The sequence below is a fragment of the Streptomyces sp. NPDC001156 genome, assembly GCF_053598275.1.
In genome coordinates this window covers 21,287-39,131 of record NZ_JBSFJX010000011.1, presented here as the reverse complement: position 1 = coordinate 39,131, position 17,845 = coordinate 21,287, and the positions used below count along the sequence as shown (strand labels likewise).

Genomic DNA, 17,845 nt, shown 5'->3' with positions numbered 1-17,845 from the left:
CCATAACAGCCATGGCCAAGGCGTTGCCGTAATGGGAGCGTTACGGCCGAGTAGCGGGGTGCGGGAAGGATGGCCTGACCGCACCCCGTTCGCGCGGCACAATGCTCGGAACGATTGGAAACCGCTCGGTTCCGGTCTGGCCCGAGCCCTATTTAAGGCAGGGGCGCTACGCGCGTAGAGGGGCCCCTTTTCCAAGGAGAGTGCGCCATCGACGCGTCCAGCAGCCCTCCGCTCACCGCTCAGCCGACGATCGCGGTCGAGCTGGCGGGGATCACCAAGCGATTCCCTGGTGTCGTAGCCAACCACGACATCCACCTCACGGTCCGCAGGGGCACCGTGCACGCCCTCGTCGGCGAGAACGGCGCCGGCAAGTCGACGCTGATGAAGATCCTCTACGGCATGCAGAAGCCGGACGAGGGCGCCATCACCGTCGACGGCGAGCAGGTGTCCTTCAACAGCCCCGCCGACGCCATCACCCGCGGCATCGGCATGGTGCACCAGCACTTCATGCTCGCCGACAACCTCACGGTCCTGGAGAACGTGGTCCTCGGCAGCGAGAAGCTGTACGGCATCGGCGGCGCCGCCCGTAAAAAGATCAAGGAGATCTCCGACCGCTACGGACTGAACGTACGCCCCGACGTCCTGGTCGAGGACCTCGGGGTCGCCGACCGCCAGCGTGTGGAGATCCTCAAGGTCCTCTACCGCGGCGCGAGGACGCTGATCCTGGACGAGCCGACCGCCGTGCTCGTTCCGCAGGAGGTCGACGCGCTCTTCGACAACCTGCGCGAGCTGAAGTCAGAGGGCCTGGCCGTCATCTTCATCTCCCACAAGCTGGGCGAGGTCCTGTCGGTCGCCGACGACATCACCGTCATCCGGCGCGGTACGACGGTCGGCACCGCCGTCCCGTCCGAGACCACCCCGCGCCAGCTCGCCGAGATGATGGTCGGCAGCGAGCTGCCCACCCCGGAGACCGCCGAGTCCACCGTCACGGACCGGCCGGTCATCGAGGTCAAGGGCCTCACGGCGTTCGCGAGCGGCGGCGCCTCCCTCGGCGAGCTCGCCGAGCCGGCGTCCTCCGGTCTGCTGGCGGAGGGCACCGCCGAGGGCGTCGGCGAGGTACGGCGCGTCCTCGACGACGTCACCTTCACCATCCACGCGGGCGAGGTCATGGGCATCGCCGGTGTCGAGGGCAACGGCCAGACCGAGCTGATCGACGCACTGATCGGCCTCAAGAAGGCCGACTCCGGCTCCATCGCCTTCCTCGGTGAGGACATCACCGCCTGGTCCACCCGCAAGCGCCGCGAGCAGGGCGTCGGCTACATCCCCGAGGACCGGCACCGCCACGGTCTGCTGCTCGAGGCCCCGCTGTGGGAGAACCGCATCCTCGGCCATGTCACCGAGCGCCCCAACGCCAAGGGCTTCTGGCTCGACATCAAGGGCGCCCAGGACGACACGCGGCGGATCGTCGAGGACTACGACGTCCGCACCCCCGGCATCGACGTGACCGCCGCCTCCCTCTCCGGCGGCAACCAGCAGAAGCTCATCGTCGGCCGTGAGATGAGCCACAAGCCCAAGTTCCTCATCGCCGCCCACCCCACGCGCGGTGTGGACGTGGGCGCGCAGGCGCAGATCTGGGACCAGATCCGTGAGGCCCGCCGCGAGGGCCTGGCCGTGCTGCTGATCTCCGCCGACCTCGACGAGCTGATCGGTCTGTCCGACACCCTCCGGGTGATCTACAACGGCCGGCTGGTCGCGGACGCCGACCCGGCCACCATCACTCCTGAGGAGCTGGGCTCCGCCATGACGGGTGCCGCGTCCGGCCACCTGGAGCACGTGGAGGAATCCACCGAAGACGCAAGCGACGCCGCCCCGGAGGACGACGCCCGATGAAGAAGTTCGACAAGGAGCGGGTGCTCCTCGCGGTAGCCGGTCCGGTCATCGCGCTCGTCTCGGCCATCCTGCTCACCTCGGTCGTGCTGGTCGCCTCCGGCAAGAACCCGTTCGAGCCGTACCGGCTGATGATCGAGCAGGCTGGATTCTCCGACGTCCAGGTGCTCATCATCAACCAGGCGTCGCTGTACTACCTGGCGGCACTCGCGGTGGCCATCGGCTTCCGCATGAACCTGTTCAACATCGGCGTCGACGGCCAGTACCGCCTCGCGGCGATGATGACCGCCGTCGTCGGCGCCCACATCGCGCTGCCGGGCTTCCTGCAGATCCCGCTGCTGATGCTGGTCGCCATGTTCACCGGCGCCTTCTGGGCCGGTATCGCGGGCATCCTGAAGACCACCCGGGGTGTGAGCGAGGTCGTCGCGACCATCATGCTCAACGCGATCGCCACCAGCCTCATCGGCTACCTCACCCTCTCCAACGTGTGGGGCGTGCAGGTCGGCAACAACATGACGACCGGCATCATGAAGAAGTCCGGCTGGTTCCCGGGCATCAACCTGGGCGCCGACGTCGGCGAGATCTACGGCCTGGTCTTCCTCGCGGTCCTCGCGGGCATCCTGTACTGGCTCGTGCTCAACCGCACCCGCTTCGGCTTCGACCTGCGCGCCACCGGTGCCTCCGAGACCGCCGCCGCGGCCTCCGGCGTCGACGCCAAGAAGATGGTCCTCACCGCGATGGTGATCTCCGGCGCGGTCGCGGGTCTGTCCGGCCTGCCGCTGCTGCTCGGCGACGCCCACACCTACAGCCTCAGCTTCCCGACGGGGCTCGGCTTCACGGGCATCACCATCGCCCTGCTCGGCCGCAACAACCCGGTCGGCATCGCCTTCGCCGCGCTGCTGATCGCCTTCCTCGACAAGGCGTCTCCCGCCCTCGACTACGCGACCCCGGTGGCGTACGAGAAGGAGATCGCCACGATCATGCAGGGTCTGATCGTCTTCGCGGTCGTCATCTCGTACGAGGCCGTACGCCAGTGGGGCCTGCGCCGCCAGCAGAAGCGGGTGGGCGCCGAACTGGCCGCCGAGGCCAACAACAACTCGCACAAGAAGGAGGTGGCTGCCTGATGTCCACCGCGACCCTCGCGAAGCCGAAGGCGAAGCAGCCCGGCAAGGGCAGCCGCCGACTCTCGCTCCCCGTACTCCTGCTGATCGTCGCGGGTGTACTGCTCCTGACCTCGGTCGTCCGCCTCATCACCGGTGCCGACGGCATCGACTCGACGGGACAGATGTCCACGGCGCTGCGCCTGGCCGTCCCGATCGGCCTCGCGGGCCTCGGCGGCCTGTGGGCCGAGCGCTCGGGCGTCGTCAACATCGGTCTCGAGGGCATGATGATCCTCGGCACCTGGTTCGGCGCCTGGGCCGGCTACCAGTGGGGCCCCTGGACCGGTGTCGTCTTCGGCATCATCGGCGGCGCGCTCGGCGCCGTCCTGCACGCCATCGCCACCGTCACCTTCAACGTGAACCACATCGTCTCCGGTGTGGCGATCAACATCCTCGCCCTCGGCACCACCCGCTACCTGTCGAAGTTCACCTTCGAGAACGCCCCGCAGGGATCCTCGAAGCAGTCCCCGCCGATCGACTCGCTGGGCACCTTCGACATCCCGGGCCTGTCGAGCTGGCTGGACACGCTCAACCAGAAGCACTGGTTCCTGGTCTCGGACCTCGCGGGCCTGATCGGCGGTCTGGTCACCGACCTGTCGCCGCTCACCGTGATCGCGGTGGCCCTCGTCCCGTTCACCTGGTGGGTGCTGTGGCGCACCTCCTTCGGTCTGCGTCTGCGCTCCTGCGGCGAGAACCCGGTGGCGGCGGAGTCCCTGGGCGTCAACGTCTACAAGTACAAGTACATCGCCGTGATCATCTCGGGCGGCTTCGCGGGCCTGGGCGGCGCGTTCCTGTCGATCGTGGCGTCCAACGTGTACCTGGACGGCCAGACCGCCGGCCGCGGCTACATCGGTCTCGCCGCGATGATCTTCGGTAACTGGCGGCCGGGCGGTACCGCTCTCGGCGCGGCCCTGTTCGGCTACACCGACAGCCTCAACCTGCGCGGCGGCACCACCAACGTCCATGCGCTGATCCTGCTGCTCGCGATCCTGCTGGTGGCCGGAGCGCTGTACCTCGTGTGGAAGAAGAAGTACGTCTCCGCGCTGATCACGATCGTGGTCTCGGCGCTGATGTTCGTCTGGTACGTCAGCACCAACGAGGTCCCGAAGCAGCTCGTGACCGCGACCCCGTACCTCGTCACCCTGCTGGTGCTCTCGCTGTCCGCGCAGAGCCTGCGGATGCCGAAGGCCGACGGTCTGCCCTACCGGAAGGGACAGGGCAAGTGACGCCGCCCCCGCAGGTCGACTGGGAGGCACTCCGGGAGGTGGCGCGCGCCGCGATGTCGCGTGCCTACGCCCCCTACTCGGGCTACCCGGTCGGCGCCGCGGCGCTGGTCGACGACGGCCGCACCGTCACCGGCTGCAACGTCGAGAACGCCTCGTACGGCCTCGGTCTGTGCGCCGAGTGCGGTCTCGTCTCGCAGCTGCAGAACACCGGCGGCGGCCGGCTCACGCACTTCACGTGCGTGGACGGCGAGGGGGACGTCCTCGTCCCGTGCGGCCGGTGCCGCCAGTTGCTGTACGAGTTCGGCGGGCCCGACCTGCTGCTGGAGACCCCGGCTGGGATCCTGCCGCTGTCCGAGATGCTCCCGCAGGCCTTCGGGCCGGACCATCTCACCAAGTAACTCCCGTGCGGCCCCTCCGAGTCGCCCCCTGCGGCGCGGAGGGGCCGCACACCTTCGAATTTCGGAAGGAAACCATGGCCATGGACGCCATCTCCGTCATCCGCACCAAGCGGGACCGCGGTGAGCTGAGCGACGAGCAGATCGACTGGGTCATCGACGCCTACACCCGGGGCGAGGTCGCCGACGAGCAGATGTCCGCGCTCGCGATGGCCATCCTGCTCAACGGCATGGACCGCCGTGAGATCGCCCGCTGGACCGCCGCGATGATCGCGTCCGGCGAGCGCATGGACTTCTCCTCGCTGTCCCGCCCGACGGCCGACAAGCACTCGACGGGCGGCGTCGGCGACAAGATCACCCTCCCGCTGGCCCCGCTGGTCGCCGCCTGCGGCGCGGCGGTCCCGCAGCTGTCGGGCCGTGGCCTCGGCCACACCGGCGGCACGCTGGACAAGCTGGAGTCCATCCCCGGCTGGCGCGCGCTGCTCTCGAACGAGGAGATGCTGTCCGTGCTGGACGGTGTCGGCGCGGTCATCTGCGCGGCGGGTGACGGCCTGGCTCCCGCCGACAAGAAGCTCTACGCACTCAGGGACGTCACGGCCACCGTGGAGGCGATCCCCCTGATCGCCTCCTCCATCATGTCCAAGAAGATCGCTGAGGGGACCGGCTCGCTGGTCCTGGACGTGAAGGTCGGCTCGGGCGCCTTCATGAAGACGGTCGAGGACGCGCGCGAACTGGCGCGGACGATGGTGGGCCTGGGCACGGACCACGGTGTGAAGACGGTCGCGCTCCTCACGGACATGTCGACGCCGCTGGGCCTGACGGCGGGCAACGCGCTCGAGGTCCGCGAGTCGGTCGAGGTCCTGGCGGGCGGTGGCCCTTCGGACGTGGTGGACCTGACGATCGCCCTCGCACGCGAGATGCTCGACGCGGCAGGCCTGAAGGACGCGGACCCGGCGAAGGCCCTGGCCGACGGCTCCGCGATGGACGTCTGGCGCCGGATGATCGCGGCCCAGGGCGGCGACCCCGACGCCACGCTGCCCACGTCGAAGGAACAGCACGTGATCAAGGCCCCGTCCTCGGGCGTCCTGACCCGCCTCGACGCCTACGGCATCGGTGTCGCCGCCTGGCGCCTCGGCGCCGGCCGTGCCCGCAAGGAGGACCCGGTGCAGGCGGCCGCGGGCATCGAGATGCACGCCAAGCCGGGCGACACGGTGAAGGAGGGCGAGGCGCTGCTGACCCTGCACACCGACACCCCGCAGCGCTTCGCGTACGCGCTCGAGGCGATCGAGGGCTCGTACGACATCGCGACGCCGGGCACGGACTTCGCCGCCTCGCCGGTCGTGCTGGAACGTATCGCCTGACCAGGCGTTTTCCCTTTCGGATGAACGGGACCGGTGGACCGCCACCGGTCCCGTTCGTCATGCTGAACTCGCTGACGCACCGACAGGAGATCGCCATGAGCGCACTCACCGTCAGCGAGGACCAGCGACGTCTACCGCCTCCTGAGCACCGCCAAGTTCGGCGAGGCCATCAAGCTTCCCGCACCCTTCGACGTCGTCGTCGACACCAGCGAGTTCCCCGTCGACCAGAGGCAAAGCCGTGCCTCGCGGATCCGTCGGCGATGAGTACCGGGCGCCCGCCCGGTCTACCGACCGTGGACGCCGAGACACCCGCCGTACTCGTGGTGGCCGGGCCCGTCACGCGGGACGACGTGGCGCGGCTCGGCCAGGACGTGAGGGCACTGCTGAAGGACACCGGGGCCGCAGTCGTCGTGTGTGACGTCGCGGCGCTCAGGCCCGTCACCCTGGCCTCGGTGGACGTACTGGCCCGGCTTCAGCTCACCGCCCGGCGGGCCGGTGGCCGCATCCGGCTCCGCGACCCGGCACCCGCCCTGCGCGCCCTACTCGATCTCGTCGGCCTCCCCTTCGAGCTGGAGGGGAAGGCCGAACAGCGGGAACCAGCGCTTCGTGTCGAGGAAGCAGTGGAACCCGGAGATCCTGCCGTCTGACATCTCCAGGACCTGGACTGCCCACGCCGTGAAGCCGCCCGTGTCCGGGTCCGGCTTGTACTGGGCGAAGCCCGGAAGGCCGTTGACCGCGACCGGCACCAGCCGGGAGCCGGCGCAGGCGGAGCCGAGCGTCGTCATGAAACCGGTGATGTCCTGCGTGCCGCGCAGCCACAGGTCGAACGGCGGCATCGTCATCACCGCGTCCTCGTGCAGCAGGGCCGTAAGCGCCGCCATGTCGTACCCCTCGAAGGCCGACACATAGCGCTCCAGGAGCTTTTGCTGCTCCTCGTCGAGGGGGTCGGAGACGGCGGCGCCGGCGCCCTCGCCGCTCTTGTCGGCCAGCGTGGCGCGGGCCCGTTGCAGTGCGCTGTTGACGGAGGCGACCGACGTGTCGAGTAGCTCCGCGACCTCGCTCGCCCTCCAGGCCAGCACCTCGCGCAGGATGAGCACCGCGCGCTGCTTGGGCGGAAGTTGCTGCAGGGCGGCCATGAAGGCCAGCCGCACGGACTCCTTGGCCACCGCGGCCTCCGCCGGGTCGGTCACCGCCGGCAGTACGCGGGCGTCCGGCACCGGCTCCAGCCAGGTGTTGTCGGGGCGCGGGGACAGGGCGGCCTGGGCCAGCGGCGTGGAGTCGGTCAGGTCCATCGGGCGGGCCCGTCTGTTGCCCGCGTTCAGCATGTCCAGGCAGACGTTCGTCGCGATCCTGTAGAGCCACGAGCGCAGGGACGAGCGGCCCTCGAACTTCTCGTAGCTCCGCCAGGCGCGGACCATCGTGTCCTGCACGGCGTCCTCGGCCTCGAAGGACGAGCCGAGCATCCGGTAGCAGTACCCCGTCAGTTCGACCCGGTGCTTCTCCAGCTGGACGTCGAGGTCGTCCATCGTCGCCGTGCCGTCACTCATGGTCCACCCACCCATGTGGCCGTTCCTGTCGCGCGCCATCGCGCCCCAGCACTCCGGAAGCTACCGCAGGCCACTGACAACGGCCCCCAAAGTGCACGAAAGCCCAGCTCAGACCAGTTGCTTCACGGACATCAGCAGATGCCGGTGGGCGGCTTCCGGCGCGCCGGCGGCCTCGGCTTCCCCAGTCCCGGCCCCCGAGAGCAGCACCCGCTGCCCCGGCCCGAGCAGCTCCATCCGGACGCACGAAGACTCGAAGGAGGTCAGCGCCTCCAGGAGGTATCCCGGGTTGAAGGCCACGGACACCTCCGCCGCACCGTCCAGCGTCGCCGGCAGCCGCTGCACGGCGTCGTCGTCCCCGTAACCCGCCCGCAGCACCACGGATCCGTCGGCCGCGAAGTCCAACCGCACCGGGCTGTTGGCCTCCACCACCACCGCGACCCGGCGCACCGCTTCCGCCAGCACCCCGCACTCCACTTCGGCGGTCGCGGCCCCCGCCAGGTCGAACAGTGCCCCGTACTTCGGCAGCCGTCCCTCCAGCATCCGCACCGCCGCCCGAATGCCGCCGCCTTCGAAGCCGATCAGCCCGCCGTCCGCCGGTGCCAGACCGATGCCGACCGGGCCGGAACGGGCCAGCGACCGCGAGACGTCGTGCAGGCGGCGCGCGGGCAGCAGGGCCTCCACCGCGCCGTCGGCGGCCACGGCCTCCGGCATCCAGTCCAGCCGCCGTACCGCGTACCGATAGCGGTCCGACGCGGCCAGCGTCATCGTCCCGCCGTCCAGGCGCAGTTGTACTCCGGTGAGCGCGGGAAGGGTGTCGTCGCGGCCGGCGGCCACGGCGACCTGGCCGACGGCGGTCGCGAAGGCGGCGGCGTCCACGCTCCCGTACGGCTCCGGAGGCACCGGCAGCGCCGGGTACTCCTCCCGCGGCAGCGTCGACAGCCCGAACCGCGTGCCGCCGACCTCCACGGTGAACCGCGTCCCCTCCAGTGCACAGCTCACCGGACCGTCCGGCAGCACCCGGCAGATGTCCAGCAGCGTCTCTGATCAGCTATGCGATCCTGAGTTGGATTGAGTTTCCGGGATCGTTTCCCACCGTGGTGGGGAGGCGTGGGCGTGGAGATGGAATCCCGCGCCGAGTGCTGCCCCTCGTGGCCGGTGGCCGGTGGTGGGTGTGCTGATCGTGTTCACGCCCTGGTGTCGGTGGGCTGCGCGGGGCAGCCGGGTCCGGTCCGTGTGAGCGTGTCCCTCCGGACGCTGGCCAGCAGGACCATGAGGCCGTGCTGGGGAGGGTGCCCTGCGTCGCCTGGGCGCGGGGCGTGTGGAACGACGCCGGGTGGGGCCGGTCTTGGTCCGGTCCTTCCGACTGGTCTTGGCAGTCGGTGTGACGACCGCCTTCGCTTCCAGGTTGTCGACGACCGAGCGGATCACCATGAGGCCGCTGGTGCGGTCGGAAACGGTCTTGGCCTGGTGGGCCAGGCCGCGGGCTGCGATACGGCGCCAGGCACCGTGGTCGCGGTCGCCCTGCCAACGGCAGTCCTGGTTGGGGCAGATGGCCCATTTCCATCCCGCGGTGGTGGGCCGGTCGGGGGCTTTGCGGTGCCGCAGCGGGGTCAGGCAGTGCGGGCACAGTTTGGAGGTGTTCCGGGCCGGAACCGTGACCACGGCGATGCCCTGCTCGGTGGCGAGGTGCCGCATGCGGCCGGCGATTTGTCCGCGGACCTGCTGGGACAGGCGGGTGTTCAGGGTGCGGCCCATGCCCCCGGCTTCCATCGACCGCAGATTTTCGACATAGATCACCGTGGCCCCGGCCGCGATGGCCTGGTCGACGGCCCACCTGGCGGCAGCCCACGCAAGCGCGTCGTTGAGGGTCGACCTGCGGTGGGACACGTGCCGGATCTCATCTCGCAGCACGTCCAGTCGCGGAGCGAGTGCATGGTGTTCGCTGCGGCGGATGAGCCGAAGGTACTGGTCGGCCTTGGTGTGCAGTCGCTCCGAGAGGCGGCGCAGGCGGTGCTGCTTGGCGAGCACACCGGCGGCCCGGAACTGGGCGCCGGCACCGAGCGCAGTGACGCGCCCGTCGCCGTTCAGCTGCACGGCGCCCGTGCTGAGGAGCGTGTTCAGGCCCCAGTCCACGCCGAGCGCCACCGTATGACCGGTTCGGCTGGCCTTGGGGACGGCGTGGGTGTATGCCAGGTCAGCGCGCACGGTGTCACCCGCGAGGCGGAGGGTGGGAAGGTGGAGCACCGCCGATGCCGGGACCGTCGGCGGCAGAACGATGGGGCAGGCCACCCACGTCCAGTCACGGTATGTCTGCGGGTCGGGGCGGGTGGGCAGCTGAAGCCGTAGCAGCGCCTGCCCGGTGTCGGTTTCGGAGCGTTCGATCGTGGCCTGCTGCCCATCGCACGCGGCGAGCAGCAGCAGGCGTGCCGCTTTCGGGGTGCCTTCGAGTTCGAACACGTCCACGGGCAGACGGCCGTTGGTCTTGAGATACGTGGCGGTCTGCCGGGTGCGGGCCTTGATGATGCTGGACGGCAGATACTTTCCACCAGGGACCGCTGCGCGTACGGTGTCCCACTCGCGGGCAGTGCGCTTGCTCGGATCGATGGGCCATGCCGCCAGCACCCCGGCAGTCAGGTCAGCGCGCCACTTCGCTGAGCGAAGCGCCCGCCCGGCCTGCTCCTGGGCCATGCGCACGATCCGGTCGTTGACCTTCACGCCCTCGGGCGGGGCGGCACTCCAGCCCAGACGCCGCAGCGCCATCCACGCGTTCGACGGCAGTTTCCGGCCGCCCGCGTCGACGCCGGAGGCCAGCACATCAACATCGTCGGTATTCCAGTGTCCGGCCAGCAGGGCGGCGGCCATGTGGGACACGAGGTCCGCGCACCAGCCGACGCGTAACGTCACAGCGGACAGCGACAGGCGTTCGCCTGTCTTCTCGTCCACTGCCCTGCGGAGCAGGGCGCGGGCGCACGCGGTACGGGAGGTCGCGCCCTTACCGATCGGCAGCTTTCGACTCACGCGGCGCGCCCTGCGTCGCACTGGCCCGACTCGGCCAGCAGGCGACGCCGGTTCTCAGCCGACCGCATCCCGTACAGGCGGCCGGCGAACGTGGTGACCAGCGAAACGAAGTCCTCAAGCAGTTCATCCCGGCCACCGAGCTTCTTCGGGTGCAGCACCTCAAGACTCGCGCCCTGCACGGACAGCAAGTGCTTGAGCCAGCCGACACCGAACCGAGCGAGCCGGTCCTCGTGCGTGACCCGCACGACGGTCACCGAGCCGTCAGCAACGGCCCGCAGCAGCCGGCTCAGACCGGGCCGGTCCTCCCGCAGGCCAGAGGCTCGGTCACGGAAGACCTTGACGATCTCCCCGGTGGAGGCGGCCCGCAGCTCCTTCTCCTGCGCCTGAAGCGAGGATTCCAGCCCGGAGGAGCCGGACACGCGCACGTACAGGCCCTCCAGGCGGACACGCTCGCCACCGGTGGAGACCTTCATCGCCTCCACATCGATCGAGGAGAACCGGCGCTCACGCCCGACCCAAGTCACCGGAATCTTCCCCGAGTCAGCCCAAAGCCGAAGCGTCACGGGGTGAACACCCAAACGTTTGGCGGCCTTTGAGAGTCGAAGAAGTTCCACACGATCACCGTACGATCACTGAAGAACTCTAAGCAAATTGATGAGCCTGCGCCCCAGCACGAGCACCTGGCCGTCGGCCGCCGTCTCCGCCGCTGTCTCGATCCGCGCGGCTGTCTCGAAGTCGAACCCCGACACGGTCAGCCGCCCGCTTCCTGCCTCCAGCAGCAGTCCGCCCAGTACCGGCACCGGCGTCCTCGCGGGCAGCACACGGGCCGCCCATCCCACGGCCTCGGCGAGGACTCGGCGGTCGACCCGGAACTCCATGAACACACTCCCTGCTCGGCCCAGTTGTCGCGCGGACGCTATACGCGACCACCGACAACCGGCGCCGGCCAGGGGAGACGCGCCGCAGGTCCGAGCCCGGGATCAGGCCGTTGCGAGCCGGCGCTCGGCGCGGGCCGCACGGGATCCGAACAGCGTGATCGTCACCACGCCCAGCACCGCCAGCCCGCCCATGCCCACCGTCCCGGCCCAGCCGACCGCGTGGAAGGCCACCGCACCGAGCGTGCTGCCCGTGCTGGAGCCGATGTAGTACGCCGACTGGTAGAGCGCCGAGGCTTGGGCGCGCCCGTGCTTGGCCGTGTGGCTCACTGCCGACGACGCCACCGCGTGGCCCGCGAAGAAGCCCGCGGTGATCAGCACCAGGCCCAGCAGGACCAGCGGCAGGGAGGGCGCCAGCGACAGCAGCAGACCCGACGTGGTGGTGCCTGCCGCGAGGTAGAGCGCGCCACGGCGGCCGAGCCGGGCCGCCAGCCGGCCCGCCGTCGACGCCGACGCCGTACCCACCAGGTAGACCAGGAAGATCGAGCCGATGATGCCCTGCGGCAGGCCGAACTGCTCCGTCAGGCGGTAGCCGATCACCGTGTAGACGCCGCCGAAGACCGTCATGAACAGTGCGCCGATCGCGTACAGCCGGCGCAGCAGCGGGTTGGCGAGGTGGTCGCGGACCGCGCCGGCCAGCACGCGGGGGCGCAGCGAGCCCGGCCTGAAGTTCTTGGGCGCCGGGAGCAGAATCCGGAAGGCCACCGCACAGCCGACCGCGATCACGCCGATGGTGCCGACGGACACCCGCCAGCCCCATTCCTGCGCGACCCAGCCGGTGATCACCCGCCCGCTCATCCCGCCGACGCTGTTGCCGGCCACGAACAGGCCGATCGCCGTGATCAGCGCCTTGGGGCCGACTTCCTCGGCCAGGTATGCCGTCGCCGACGCCGGCAGCCCCGCGAGCGCCGCGCCCTGGACCGCCCGCAGGGCGATCAGTGCGCCGAGCGAGGGAGCGAAGGGGACCAGCAGACCGACCGTCACCGCGACCGCCAGGGACGCCGTCATCACCGTACGGCGTCCGAACCGTTCGGAGAGCGCGCTCATGGGGATCACGAAGAGCGCCAGTCCGCCCGTCGCGCCCGACACCGTCCAGCTCGCCGCGCTCGCCGTCACCCCGAAGTCGCGGGAGACGAGCGGCAGCAGGGCCTGCGTGGAGTAGAGGAGGGCGAAGGTCGCCACCCCGGCGAGGAAGAGGGCGAGGCTCATCCGGCGGTAGCCGGGGCCGCCGGGGGTCATCCGTGAGTCGGCGGACGTCTGGGTGGTGGCATCGGCGCCCACGATGGTGGACGCCCCGGTATCGGCAGCAGGCATGCGTCGAACGTACGGACCGCGTCGCTCATCCGTCCAATGCACAGAAACCCCATAATCGTTCCCATGGTGCATCAGCAGAGGTCAGACGAGGGCCTGTCACCGTACGGTGACACAAGTGATGGAGTAGACATCGTCGCGCTGCTCGCGCCGCGCCTTGTGTACTTCGCGGGCGTGGCCCGTACCGAGCACGTCACGCGTGCCGCGCAGGAGATGCAGGTTCCGCAGTCCACCCTGTCCCGGGCGCTGGTCCGGCTGGAACAGGACCTGGGCGTCCAGCTGTTCGCCCGACGCGGCCGCACCGTCTCGCTGACCCCGGCGGGCCGCACGTTCGTCGGCTCCGTCGAGCGTGCCCTGGCGGAGATCGAGCGGGCCGCCGAGGAGGTCCGCGCGGACGCCGACCCGGCCGCCGGCAAGGTCGCCTTCGGCTTTCTGCACACGATGGGCGCCGAGACCGTGCCCGGACTGCTCCACGCCTTCCGCGCCGATCATCCGCGCGTCCGCTTCAGCCTCGTCCAGAACTACGGCGAGGCGATGCTCGAGAAGCTGCGGGCGGGGGAGTTGGACCTGTGCCTGACCTCGCCGGTGCCCGACGAGCCGGGTCTGGTCGCCCGCCGTATCGACGAGCAGAAGCTGCGGCTCGTGGTGCCCGCCGACCACCGGCTCGCCGGCCGCAGGCGCATCCGCCTCGCCGAGGCCGCCGACGAGACCTTCGTGACCCTCGAACCCGGATACGGGCTGCGCCGGATGACCGACGACCTGTGCCGGCAGGCGGGGTTCTCGCCGCGGGTGGCCTTCGAGGGCGAGGAGGCGGAGACCCTGCGCGGCCTGGTCGCGGCGGGGTTGGGCGTGGCACTGCTGCCGCCGCCCGCGGTGCCGCGCCCCGGGGTGGCCGAGCTGACGGTCACCGCGCCCAGGGCGGTCCGCGAGATCGGTGTCGCATGGCTGGAGGGGCATGTCGACACGCCCCCGGTCGCGGCGTTCAAGAAGTTCCTGCTGTCCAGGAGGGGGCGGCTGCTGCCGGACTGACGGTACGGAGCCGTCGTGGCGGCTCGCACGCCGCCCTCGCGTGTCGTCCCGCGCGGTGGAGCGACTGCCTCCGGTGCAGCCGCCCTAGCGTGTCGTTCCGTGTGGTGGAGCCGCGCGCCTCGGGGCCCGCGCTGGTGCGGACGGTCGCTCCTGGCGGACTCCGGGGGTCTGCGCGGCGACCGCCTCCGGTGCCGCCGCCCTTGCGCGTAGCCCGGCGCGGTGGAGCCGCGCGCCTCGGGACCCGCGCCGGTGCGGACGGTAGCCCTTAGCGGGGCTCCGAGGGCCGGCGCAGCGACCGTCCGAACCCCGCCGCGAGCGGCATCCGCAACCCCAGCGGCGGCGGAGCGGCCAGCGCGTCCTGCACCGGCCGGGAGAAGGCCCGTCCGAACAGCGTGCCCATCACGAAGTCCTCGGCCAGGGCGTGCACTTCGGACCGGTACTGGTGCAACGCGTGGCCGTCGGAGTGCACTTCGAAACGGCAGATGTCGCGGTTCGCCTTCTTCGCCCGCTCCGCCAGCCGGAAGGACAGCTCCGGGTCCGTGCGTTCGTCGTTCGTGCCGTGCACGATCAGCACCTGCCGGCCGGCCAACTGCTTCACCGGTTCGGGTGAGGCCGCCATGTCGTCCTCGGGCAGCCAAGGGGCCAGTGCCAGCACGGAGTTGACGGCAGGGTGCCCGGCCGCGTGCAGCGCCGCCCGGCCGCCCATGCCGATGCCGACCAGGCAGACCGGCACGTCGCCGTAGCGGCGTACGACCTCGTCGGCGGCCCAGACGGCGTCCCGTGCCAGATGTGCCTCGCTGCCGTTCCAGCCCCGGTAGCGGTAGTGCACCGCATGGCTGACCAGGCCTTCACCGTGGCCGGCCCGTGCCAGTCGGCGGCCGAGCGCGCGCACGGGGGCGGCGGCCATCAGGAGGGACGGTCTGCGGGCGGAGACCTCGTCGCCGCCCGGGAGCAGCAGTACCGCGCCGCTCACCGCTGTCGGCTCCGGGCCGAGCGCCCTCCCCAGCCGGGCCCTGCGAACCGGCGTCGCTTGATGTGCCATGACAGAACAGTGTCAGAAGCGACGGTGTACGAAACCCGTATCGCCGGTCACCTTTGGGTATCGACGCCCTGCCGTCCGTCCGGTTCTACGCGCGTAGGGGCTATGGTGCGGAAATGACGAGCCAGCACCAGAACACCCCGACCGGGGACCAGATCCGCCGGGCTCCCAAGGTCCTGCTGCACGACCATCTCGACGGGGGCCTGCGCCCCGGCACGATCGTCGATCTGGCCCTCGACACCGGCTACGCCCACCTCCCCGAGACGGACCCGGCCAAACTCGGCATCTGGTTCCGCGAGGCCGCCGACTCCGGGTCCCTGGAGCGGTACCTGGAGACCTTCTCGCACACCGTCGCGGTGATGCAGACCCGCGAGGCGCTCGTGCGCGTGGCCGCCGAGTGCGCCGAGGACCTCGCCGCGGACGGGGTCGTCTACGCCGAGGTGCGGTACGCCCCCGAGCAGCACCTGGAGGGCGGGCTCAGTCTCGAAGAGGTCGTCGAGGCCGTCAACGAGGGCTTCCGGGAGGGCGAGCGACGGGCCAGGGCGAACGGCCACCGCATCCGGGTCGGCGCGCTCCTCACCGCCATGCGGCACGCGGCCCGCGCGCTGGAGATCGCCGAACTGGCCAACCGCTACCGCGACCTCGGGGTGGTCGGCTTCGACATCGCCGGTGCCGAGGCGGGTTACCCACCCACCCGGCACCTCGACGCCTTCGAATACCTCAAGCGCGAGAACAACCACTTCACCATCCACGCCGGCGAGGCTTTCGGGCTGCCGTCCATCTGGCAGGCGCTGCAGTGGTGCGGTGCCGACCGGCTCGGGCACGGGGTGCGCATCATCGACGACATCCAGGTGCTCGAGGACGGCTCGGTGAAGCTCGGCCGCCTCGCCTCCTACGTACGCGACAAGCGCATCCCGCTGGAGCTCTGCCCCAGCTCGAACCTGCAGACCGGCGCCGCCGACTCCTACGCCGACCACCCCATCGGGCTGCTGCGGCGGCTGCACTTCCGGGCCACGGTGAACACGGACAACCGGCTGATGTCGGGGACGAGCATGAGCCGGGAATTCGACCACCTGGTCGAGGCATTCGGCTATACGCTCGATGATCTTCAATGGTTCTCGGTCAATGCTATGAAGTCAGCATTCATTCCTTTCGATGAACGACTGGCGATGATCAATGACGTCATCAAGCCGGGCTACGCCGAATTGAAGTCCGAATGGCTGTTCCAGCAGACCGCCTCCACCAGTGGTTCTGCGCCGTCGGAGAGCTGACGTATTCGTTTGCGGAGCGGCCGGGAGCCGAGGTCCCGGCCGCTTTTGCATGTTTGCGGACCCGTGATGCGCGTGTTTACGGTTTTGGACCGCTCAGATCCCCGTCATCGGACGAAGGACGCATTCATCATGAAGCAGTCTGCTGCCAAGACCCTCGGTGTCGCCGCGCTCGGTGCCGCCTTCGCCGCCTCGGGCGCGGGTGTCGCGAGCGCAGCCCCCGCCGCCCCCGCCGTGCCGAACGTCGCCGGACTGGACACCGTCACCCAGGCGCTGCCGGTAGGCGACCTCAGCGGAATCGTGCCGGGCACGGGTGAGGCCCTCGGCCAGGGTCAGAATGCGCTCGGCGGCGCGGTGGCCGCCGCCCAGCCGGTCGCCCACAAGGTCGTCGCCGACGGTCCGGCCGCGCCGGTCGCCGGGCTGCTCGGCGGTCTTCCGGTCAGGGGACTGCCGACGCACGGCCTGCCGGTGAACGGGATCCCGCTCGGCTGAGGCCGTCCGCCCGCAGTACGCCGATGGGGCGCCCCGGTTCCGGGGCGCCCCATCGGCGCGTCGCTGCCTGGACCGGTGTCACCAGGCCGGGTGCGTGCCCGACTTCTCCTCCGAGGGGAACAGGATCCACAGCGCTATGTAGAGCAGGAACTGGGGGCCGGGGAGCAGGCACGAGAGCAGGAAGACCACGCGCATCGTGGTCGCGGAGGTGCCGAAGCGCCGCGCCAGAGCTGCGCACACTCCGCCGATCATCCGTCCGTCCGTGGGGCGTGCAAGGGTGGTCATGGTGGCTCCTTCGCGAACCGTGGCCGTGAGTCCGGTCCCGGCGGTTGCCGGGACGCCCGGTCGGCGTCGGGCTCCGGCCGTGTCGCTGTTCTCGGCGGTCGCGAAGTCCTCGGCGCTTTCGACGTGTTCCACGCTACGGGGATGAAAGGGGCGAAGCGTCGCTCTACGGGGCTATTCCGACCCTGGGAATCGTCGGGGTCCGCCCCTGAGCCGGCTCCTCCCGGGGGAGGGCCGCCCGGCGCCGGTGCTCGACCCGGCGGCGGAGCCGGTACCGGGCCGCGGGCACGACCAGCAGATGGGCCAGGGCCACGCCGACCGTGCTGAGCAGGATCGCGTCGATGTCGGGGACCTGCCCCGGCACCCCGGTCTGCAGCAGTTCGATGCCGAGTGAGATCAGGGTGCCCGCGGCGACCGTACGGGCCAGCGAAGCGAGCGGCGACACATGGAGCCTGCCGCCCGCCATGGGCAGCAGCACCCCGAGCGGAGCGAGCAGCGCGAGCCCCTTGCCGATGCTGCGGGCTGCCTCCGGCCCGCCCAGTGCGAGATCGGCCCTGATGCTGGCGAACGGATGCAGGTTGGCGGGCCTCACCCAGGGCACGTCCAGGGGGCGCAGCGTGATCCAGGCGACGAACGCGAGGTGTGCGACGAGGAGGAGACCCCCTGCCACACGGATGCTGATCGCGGCGCTGCCGCCGGTTGAGCCTTGACGCTGCACGCCCCCCTAGACGCGGGGTGCGGCACTTCCGGTTCCGGCATTCACCGCGACGTGTGAACGGTTCCCTCCTGTGCCGGGCAGGGAGCGCCCGGATGCGGTCGCCGGTCCGGTGCCGGGCCAGGACGGGGTGAGGCGGCTCTGGATGGTCCGGTGCCGGGCCAGGACGGGGTGAGGCGG

At 70.6% G+C, this 17,845-nt stretch carries 16 protein-coding genes and 2 pseudogenes; 9 read left to right on the top strand and 9 right to left on the bottom strand.

The window, feature by feature from the left end:
- Positions 1–207 precede the first annotated feature (207 nt).
- The 6 genes from ACWDA7_RS08580 (at position 208) to ACWDA7_RS08555 (ending at position 6,676) form a co-directional block, all read left to right on the top strand.
- Positions 208–1,890 (top strand): ABC transporter ATP-binding protein, encoded by a 1,683-nt coding sequence (locus ACWDA7_RS08580; RefSeq protein WP_450603463.1) that lies wholly within the window; start codon positions 208–210, stop codon positions 1,888–1,890.
- Entirely contained in the window at positions 1,887–3,011 is a 1,125-nt protein-coding gene (locus ACWDA7_RS08575) for an ABC transporter permease subunit (protein ID WP_432931768.1), read from the top strand. Before ACWDA7_RS08580 ends, ACWDA7_RS08575 begins: the two co-directional genes overlap by 4 nt.
- Entirely contained in the window at positions 3,011–4,273 is a 1,263-nt protein-coding gene (locus tag ACWDA7_RS08570; RefSeq protein WP_450603404.1) for an ABC transporter permease, read from the top strand. Before ACWDA7_RS08575 ends, ACWDA7_RS08570 begins: the two co-directional genes overlap by 1 nt.
- Positions 4,270–4,671: a cytidine deaminase gene (locus ACWDA7_RS08565; protein WP_359393751.1), complete on the top strand. Its 402-nt coding sequence runs from the start codon at positions 4,270–4,272 to the stop codon at positions 4,669–4,671. The genes ACWDA7_RS08570 and ACWDA7_RS08565 overlap by 4 nt, the downstream gene beginning before the upstream one ends.
- Positions 4,672–4,751: 80 nt before the next feature.
- A complete protein-coding gene (locus ACWDA7_RS08560) occupies positions 4,752–6,029 on the top strand; it encodes a thymidine phosphorylase (protein WP_450603403.1) in 1,278 nt (425 codons plus the stop codon).
- 260 nt (positions 6,030–6,289) lie between these two features.
- Entirely contained in the window at positions 6,290–6,676 is a 387-nt protein-coding gene (locus ACWDA7_RS08555) for an STAS domain-containing protein (RefSeq protein WP_432931775.1), read from the top strand.
- Here ACWDA7_RS08555 and ACWDA7_RS08550 read toward each other — a convergent pair.
- The 6 genes and pseudogenes from ACWDA7_RS08550 to ACWDA7_RS08525 form a co-directional block, all read right to left on the bottom strand.
- Complete coding sequence (locus ACWDA7_RS08550) at positions 6,569–7,576, bottom strand: sigma-70 family RNA polymerase sigma factor (protein ID WP_450603402.1); 1,008 nt, start codon at positions 7,574–7,576, stop codon at positions 6,569–6,571. The genes ACWDA7_RS08555 and ACWDA7_RS08550 overlap by 108 nt on opposite strands.
- Positions 7,577–7,684: 108 nt before the next feature.
- Positions 7,685–8,611: pseudogene (locus tag ACWDA7_RS08545) on the bottom strand (DNA polymerase III subunit beta); the annotation flags it as partial.
- 9 nt (positions 8,612–8,620) lie between these two features.
- Positions 8,621–10,594: a zinc ribbon domain-containing protein gene (locus ACWDA7_RS08540; RefSeq protein WP_450603401.1), complete on the bottom strand. Its 1,974-nt coding sequence runs from the start codon at positions 10,592–10,594 to the stop codon at positions 8,621–8,623.
- Positions 10,591–11,208, bottom strand: a complete 618-nt coding sequence (locus ACWDA7_RS08535) for an IS607 family transposase (RefSeq protein WP_450603400.1) — start codon at positions 11,206–11,208, stop codon at positions 10,591–10,593. The genes ACWDA7_RS08540 and ACWDA7_RS08535 overlap by 4 nt, the downstream gene beginning before the upstream one ends.
- Positions 11,209–11,229: 21 nt before the next feature.
- Positions 11,230–11,472 (bottom strand): annotated as a pseudogene (locus ACWDA7_RS08530) (DNA polymerase III subunit beta); the annotation flags it as partial.
- Positions 11,473–11,574: 102 nt separating this feature from the next.
- On the bottom strand, positions 11,575–12,843 hold the full coding sequence (locus ACWDA7_RS08525; protein WP_450603399.1) for an MFS transporter: 1,269 nt from the start codon (positions 12,841–12,843) through the stop codon (positions 11,575–11,577).
- 63 nt (positions 12,844–12,906) lie between these two features.
- Here ACWDA7_RS08525 and ACWDA7_RS08520 point away from each other — a divergent pair, with 63 nt between their 5' ends.
- Complete coding sequence (locus ACWDA7_RS08520; protein ID WP_450603398.1) at positions 12,907–13,869, top strand: LysR substrate-binding domain-containing protein; 963 nt, start codon at positions 12,907–12,909, stop codon at positions 13,867–13,869.
- Between the two features lie 265 nt (positions 13,870–14,134).
- Here ACWDA7_RS08520 and ACWDA7_RS08515 read toward each other — a convergent pair whose 3' ends face one another.
- Positions 14,135–14,911, bottom strand: coding sequence for an alpha/beta hydrolase (locus ACWDA7_RS08515; protein WP_450603397.1), 777 nt, complete (start codon positions 14,909–14,911; stop codon positions 14,135–14,137).
- Between the two features lie 113 nt (positions 14,912–15,024).
- Between ACWDA7_RS08515 and ACWDA7_RS08510 the strand changes: the two genes are divergently transcribed.
- Together ACWDA7_RS08510 and ACWDA7_RS08505 are read left to right on the top strand one after the other, a co-directional pair.
- On the top strand, positions 15,025–16,179 hold the full coding sequence (locus ACWDA7_RS08510; protein ID WP_359393735.1) for an adenosine deaminase: 1,155 nt from the start codon (positions 15,025–15,027) through the stop codon (positions 16,177–16,179).
- Between the two features lie 129 nt (positions 16,180–16,308).
- On the top strand, positions 16,309–16,668 hold the full coding sequence (locus ACWDA7_RS08505) for an ATP-binding protein (protein WP_450603396.1): 360 nt from the start codon (positions 16,309–16,311) through the stop codon (positions 16,666–16,668).
- Positions 16,669–16,746: 78 nt separating this feature from the next.
- Here ACWDA7_RS08505 and ACWDA7_RS08500 read toward each other — a convergent pair whose 3' ends face one another.
- The gene (locus ACWDA7_RS08500; RefSeq protein WP_359393920.1) at positions 16,747–16,953 is read right to left on the bottom strand and encodes a PspC domain-containing protein; all 207 of its coding nucleotides are present in this window, start codon (positions 16,951–16,953) and stop codon (positions 16,747–16,749) included.
- Between the two features lie 163 nt (positions 16,954–17,116).
- On the bottom strand, positions 17,117–17,668 hold the full coding sequence (locus ACWDA7_RS08495; protein ID WP_450603395.1) for a VanZ family protein: 552 nt from the start codon (positions 17,666–17,668) through the stop codon (positions 17,117–17,119).
- Positions 17,669–17,845 lie beyond the last annotated feature (177 nt).